The sequence below is a fragment of the Actinomycetes bacterium genome, from assembly GCA_035489715.1.
Classification (GTDB): Bacteria; Actinomycetota; Actinomycetes; order JACCUZ01; family JACCUZ01; genus DATHAP01.
In genome coordinates this window covers 1-5,687 of record DATHAP010000107.1, presented here as the reverse complement: position 1 = coordinate 5,687, position 5,687 = coordinate 1, and the positions used below count along the sequence as shown (strand labels likewise).

Sequence of the window (5,687 nt, the reverse complement as noted above, 5' to 3'; positions counted from 1 at the left end):
CAGGAACCACTCGCCGATGAGCGGCAGGTGGAACGCCGGGTTCCACACCTCGCCGAAGGCCTCGACCAGGCTGAGGAACAGGCCGTAGAAGCCGACGAAGACGAACCAGTGGGCGACGCCGATGGTCGACCACTTGAGCATGCGGGTGTGGCCGAGCGACTCGACGAGCATCGTCCTGATGCGTTCCTTGAACGGACCGCGCCGGGTGTCGTCGGGCTGGCCCGTGCGGATGATCCGGATCATGGCCCGGACCGCCCGGTAGGCCATCACGGACGACACGATCAGGAACAGGACGCTGATCGTGCCCAGGACGATCTGCAACGGGCCGGTCATGTTCTTCCTCCCGCACGCGCGTGGCGGCGTCGGCTGGTCCCGTTCCGCCGAGCGGCGACGACGAGGCTCTGACTCTCCGCACGATAGCTCTCGCGGCATCCGGCTACTCAGCGGTAACCCCGACGCCCCGCGGCGGTCCGGCGGAGTGGCCGGGCGACACTCCGGCAGTGCTTGCCTGTGCGCACTACTGCGCTAACTGCACTACCGTCCGGAACGCCACAGTGGCGAGGCGGAGGGAGGAGCAGTGGACGCCAGTCAGCTGCTCAAGGGCGTGCTGGACGTCGCCGTGCTGGCGGTCGTCCGCGACGCGGACGGCTACGGCTACGACGTCGTCCGTCGGCTGCGGGCGGCCGGGCTCGAGGACGTCGGCGACGCCTCGGTGTACGGCACGCTGCGGCGGCTCTACCAGGCCGGCGCGCTCACCTCCTACGTCGTCCCGAGCGACGAGGGGCCACACCGCAAGTACTACGCGATCAACGACAGGGGGCGTTCGGTGCTGGAGGACTCGACCAAGACGTGGAGGACGTTCGCCGACACCGTCGACGGACTCCTGGCCGGAACGGCGGCGGCGGCATGAGCGCGCCGGCCCTGACCGCCGCCACGCAGGACTACCTCACCGCGGTGGAGAGGGAGCTCGCCGACCTGCCGGCCGACGACCGCAGCGCCCTGCTGGAGGACCTCGCTCTGCACCTCGACGCGCTGAGCGGCGAGGACGACGACCGGCCGATCGCGGTCCGCCTCGGCGCGCCGGCCGCCTACGCCGCGGACCTCCGTGCCGCGGCCGGGCTGCCTCCGCGTCCGGAGGGGCCGGCGCCCGCTGCGGTGGGGCTCCGGGAACGGCTGGCCCGCCTGCCCGTCTCGCCGGCCGTGCGAGAGGTCCGGCGCCTCCTCCGCGAACTGCGGCCGGCATGGTGGGTGCTGCGGGGATACCTCGTCGTCCTGGTGGCGTGCCTGCTCGAACCCGACGACGTGCGCGACTTCCCGGTGCCGGCCCCGCTGGGCAACCCCGCCCTCGGCATGCTGCTGGTGCTCGCCGCCGTCGTCGGCTCGGTGCTGCTCGGGCGCCGGACGCTGCCCCGTCCACTGGCCGCGCTGGTCGTGGTCGGTGGGGTCGTGCTGGCCGCGACGTCGTTCGTCCTGGGGGAGGGCGCCTGGTCGCGCCTCGCTGACACCACCGCGTACCCACCGCCGCTGCCCGACGTCCCGAGCGAGAGGTACCCGCTCCTGTCGCGGTACGGGCCGGTGACCGACGTGTTTCCGTACGCGGCCGACGGGACGGCGCTGGAGGGCATGCTGCTCTACGACCAGGACGGGCGCCCGCTGAAGGTCGGGCTCCAGGAGTGGTGGGACGACGGCTGCCGGCGGGTGCTCGACCAGCCGCTCGCGGCCGACGGCGTCCCGGTGCAGAACTCGTATCCGCAGGCCTACGAGCTCGCCGGGCAGGGCGGATCGTGCACGGAGGCCCTGTCCCGACCCGAGGTGCCCCTGCCCGTGTTCCCCGCGGCCGAGTCTGTCGCCCCTGACCCCGGCGACTGACGCACCCGCCGGCCTCACGTTCGGGCCTCCGACCTCAGGTTGCTACCCGAGGACGGCGAACCGAACGTGAGGTCGGCGTCGCGCTGAACCGTCGGTCGGAGGGGCCCGGCCGGCTCAGGAGACGGCGCAGCTGATCCTCCGTGCGCGGCCAGCGCGCCGGGTCCAGGTCGGCGTCGACGACGCGCACGACCCGGATGACGAGTGCCCGCAGCTCGTCCTCCCGGCGCTTCTCCTCCCACAGCACCTGTTCCGGTGATCGGTCCCGCCATGGGTCCGAGTACTTGATCCGCCCGTCGAACTCGACCGCCACTGCTGCCTCGTCGAACCACGCGTCGACGATGCCGACCAAGCGCCCGCCGGTCCGGATCTCGACCTGCAGTTCGGGTGTGGGCAGTCCCGCGCCGACGATCCGCAGACGTCCCCGGGTCTCGAGCGGCGACGCGGCGCGGCCGTTCGCGAGTGCGACCGCCCGACCCGCCAGGGGTGCGCCCGGCCAGTGGTGAACGGCTGCCACGGCGGCGCGCAGCTCCTCGATCGTCGTCCGGCCGGCGAGCAGACCGGCGTCCATGGCGACGACGGCGTCGTCCGTCGACCACTCCCGCGCGCAGTCCACGAGTGTCCGAACGGCCGACGTCAGCCGCAGCGGTCACCGTTCTGCCGGCTGGAGCGGTGCGCACGCCATGCGCCAGTCCTGCCCGCGTCGCCACTGCTCGGTGTCGGTCAGTCGGATCGTCGGATCCACCGACCGGGGGACGGGCAGATTCCACAGCCGCGCTGCGGAGCCGCGGCTCACGAGCGCCGTGCTGCGATCCAGGCTCAATAGGACGGCCAGGCAGTCCATGGCGTACCGCCGTCCTCCTTCCTCGCCGGCCGCCAGGTCCGAGGCGCCCACCAGGACGCCGCGTCGAAGCCGTACCCATCGGCCGCCGGCGCAGAGGCTGCGGATCTCGCTGGGCGCGTAGCCCACGAGCAGCGCCTCCGCGGTCGTGAACAGGCCGAATCGCTTCTCGGCGCGGGCTCTCAAGACCGGGTGCACGGGGTCAGCGTCCGGCCTCACAGCGCGCCCGGGTCGATTCGCCCGAGAGATGTGGACGGTGCCGCCCACTGTGGACGGCGAGCCTCGCCCGCAGAGTGCCGTCCTCACGTTTCAACGCGAGGACGGCGGACCGAACGTGAGGTCGGCGGCCGGACCGACGGTCGCGCGAAAAATTCGGCCGACCCCGGGAACACGGGTCGGGATGCCTGCCGTTAGGGTGGGCAGGAAAGTTGAGTGAACCCCGCGCAAGGTGGCTACTCGACTCCTCAGCAGACCTGAACCACCCCAGCACACGGAAGAGAGGCCATCCCCATGGCTCGAGCGGTCGGTATCGACCTCGGCACCACCAACTCCGTCGTCACCGTCCTGGAGGGCGGGGAGCCGACGGTCATCGCGAACTCCGAGGGCTCGCGCACCACCCCGTCGGTCGTCGCGTTCGCCAAGAACGGCGAGGTCCTGGTCGGCCAGTCGGCCAAGAACCAGGCGGTCACCAACGTCGACCGCACCATCCGCAGCGTCAAGCGCGAGATGGGGACCAGTTGGAAGTCGCCGGAGATCGACGGCAAGCAGTACACCCCGCAGGAGATCAGCGCCCGCGTGCTCCAGAAGCTCAAGCGGGACGCCGAGACCTACCTGGGCGAGCCGGTCACCGAGGCCGTCATCACCGTGCCGGCCTACTTCGAGGACGCCCAGCGCCAGGCCACCAAGGAGGCCGGTGAGATCGCGGGCCTGAACGTCCTGCGCATCGTCAACGAGCCCACCGCTGCCGCGCTGGCCTACGGCCTGGACAAGGGCGAGACCGAGCAGACGATCCTCGTGTTCGACCTCGGTGGTGGCACGTTCGACGTGTCCCTGCTCGAGATCGGCGAGGGCGTCATCGAGGTCAAGGCGACCGCCGGTGACAACCACCTCGGCGGTGACGACTGGGACCAGAAGGTCGTCGACCACCTGGTGAAGACCTTCAACGTCTCCAACGGCATCGACCTGTCCAAGGACAAGCTGGCCATGCAGCGCCTCCGCGAGGCCGCCGAGAAGGCCAAGATCGAGCTGTCGGGCGCGCAGTCGACCAACATCAACCTGCCCTACATCACGGCCGGCGCCGAGGGCCCGCTGCACCTCGACGTCACGATCACCCGCGCCGAGTTCCAGCGGATGACCCAGGACCTGCTCGACCGCGCCCGCGCGCCGTTCAACCAGGCCATCCGGGACGCCGGCATCTCCGTGGCCCAGATCGACCACGTCGTCCTCGTCGGCGGCTCGACCCGCATGCCGGCCGTGTCCGACCTGGTCCGCGAGCTGACCGGGGGCAAGGAGCCCAACAAGGGCGTCAACCCCGACGAGGTCGTGGCCATCGGTGCCGCGCTGCAGGCCGGTGTGCTCCGCGGCGAGGTCAAGGACGTCCTGCTGCTCGACGTCACCCCGCTGTCCCTGGGCATCGAGACCAAGGGCGGCATCATGACCAAGCTCATCGAGCGCAACACCACGATCCCGACCAAGCGCTCGGAGATCTTCACGACGGCCGATGACAACCAGCCGTCCGTGCAGATCCAGGTCTTCCAGGGTGAGCGCGAGATGGCGGCCTACAACAAGAAGCTCGGCATGTTCGAGCTGACCGGTCTGCCGCCGGCGCCCCGCGGCGTCCCGCAGATCGAGGTCGCCTTCGACATCGACGCCAACGGCATCGTCCACGTCCACGCCAAGGACCTCGGCACGGGCAAGGAGCAGTCGATGACCATCACCGGCGGCTCGGCCCTGCCCAAGGACGACATCGAGCGGATGATGAAGGACGCCGAGGCGCACGCCGACGAGGACAAGAAGCGCCGCGAGGAGGCCGAGACCCGCAACCTGGCCGAGTCGCTGCAGTACCAGACCGAGAAGTTCCTCGCGGAGAACGGCGACAAGATCCCGGCCGAGAAGAAGGACGAGCTCGGTGAGGCCCTGACCGATCTCCGCTCGGCGCTCGGCGGCTCCGACATCGACGCCATCAAGACCGCGCAGGAGAAGGTGGCCCGCGTGTCCCAGGAGGTCGGCGGTGCGCTCTACGCGCAGAACGCCGAGGCCGGGGCCGAAGGTGCGCCCGGTGCCGAGGCAGGGGACGCGGGGCAGCCCACGGGTTCCGCTGACGACGACGTCGTCGACGCCGAGATCGTCGACGAGGACACCGACAAGCGGCCGTGACGACGCGGGACGAGGATGCGCCGCGGGTCGTGATCCGCGACAAGCGGCGCATCGATCCGACCAGCGGCACGGTCCGAGAGGAACAGATGAGCGAGCACGAGACGCCGGTCGCCGAGGAGCCGGCGCCCACCCCGGCCCCGCCCACCCAGGTCCCGCCCTCCGACGGCGGCGACCTGGAGAAGCAGCTGGCCGAGCGGACCGAGGACCTGCAGCGGGTCAGCGCCGAGTACGCCAACTACCGGCGCCGGGTCGACCGCGACCGGTCGCTGGTCGTCGACCAGGCGGCCGAGCGGTTCGCCCTGCAGCTGTTCCCGATCGTCGACGACATCGAGCGGGCCCGCGACCACGGCGACCTCACGGGCGCCTTCAAGGTCGTGGCCGACCGGGTGCTCGGCCTGCTCGACGGTCTCGGCGTGACCGCGTTCGGCGTGGCCGGCGACCCGTTCGACCCCGCGCTGCACGAGGCGGTCATCCACGACACGTCGTCGGGGGTGAGCGTCCCGACCGCGACGACGGTGCTGCGGCAGGGTTTCCGCCGCGGCGAGCGCGTCCTGCGGACGGCGATGGTCGCGGTGACCGACCCCGAGCGGCCGGCCGCGACGGA

The 5,687-nt window shown here is 71.4% G+C and carries 7 protein-coding genes; 4 read left to right on the top strand and 3 right to left on the bottom strand.

Annotated features, from left to right (window positions below; translation table 11 throughout):
* The coding region (locus tag VK640_08515) for a Fe-S oxidoreductase (protein HTE73227.1) at positions 1-333 on the bottom strand (333 nt) is incomplete at its 3' end.
* A 244-nt stretch (positions 334-577) separates the two neighbouring features.
* Between VK640_08515 and VK640_08510 the strand changes: the two genes are divergently transcribed.
* The gene (locus VK640_08510) at positions 578-910 is read left to right on the top strand and encodes a PadR family transcriptional regulator (GenBank protein ID HTE73226.1); all 333 of its coding nucleotides are present in this window, start codon (positions 578-580) and stop codon (positions 908-910) included.
* A complete protein-coding gene (locus VK640_08505; GenBank protein ID HTE73225.1) occupies positions 907-1,869 on the top strand; it encodes a hypothetical protein in 963 nt (320 codons plus the stop codon). The genes VK640_08510 and VK640_08505 overlap by 4 nt, the downstream gene beginning before the upstream one ends.
* A 34-nt stretch (positions 1,870-1,903) precedes the next feature.
* Here VK640_08505 and VK640_08500 read toward each other — a convergent pair whose 3' ends face one another.
* Together VK640_08500 and VK640_08495 are read right to left on the bottom strand one after the other, a co-directional pair.
* On the bottom strand, positions 1,904-2,482 hold the full coding sequence (locus VK640_08500) for a hypothetical protein (GenBank protein HTE73224.1): 579 nt from the start codon (positions 2,480-2,482) through the stop codon (positions 1,904-1,906).
* Between the two features lie 33 nt (positions 2,483-2,515).
* Positions 2,516-2,905: a type IV toxin-antitoxin system AbiEi family antitoxin domain-containing protein gene (locus VK640_08495; GenBank protein ID HTE73223.1), complete on the bottom strand. Its 390-nt coding sequence runs from the start codon at positions 2,903-2,905 to the stop codon at positions 2,516-2,518.
* A gap of 312 nt (positions 2,906-3,217) precedes the next feature.
* Here VK640_08495 and dnaK point away from each other — a divergent pair, with 312 nt between their 5' ends.
* Both dnaK and grpE read left to right on the top strand, forming a co-directional pair.
* Complete coding sequence (gene dnaK, locus VK640_08490) at positions 3,218-5,083, top strand: molecular chaperone DnaK (protein ID HTE73222.1); 1,866 nt, start codon at positions 3,218-3,220, stop codon at positions 5,081-5,083.
* Positions 5,080-5,687: nucleotide exchange factor GrpE (grpE, locus tag VK640_08485; protein HTE73221.1), on the top strand; the 608-nt coding region annotated here is incomplete at its 3' end. The genes dnaK and grpE, both read left to right, overlap by 4 nt.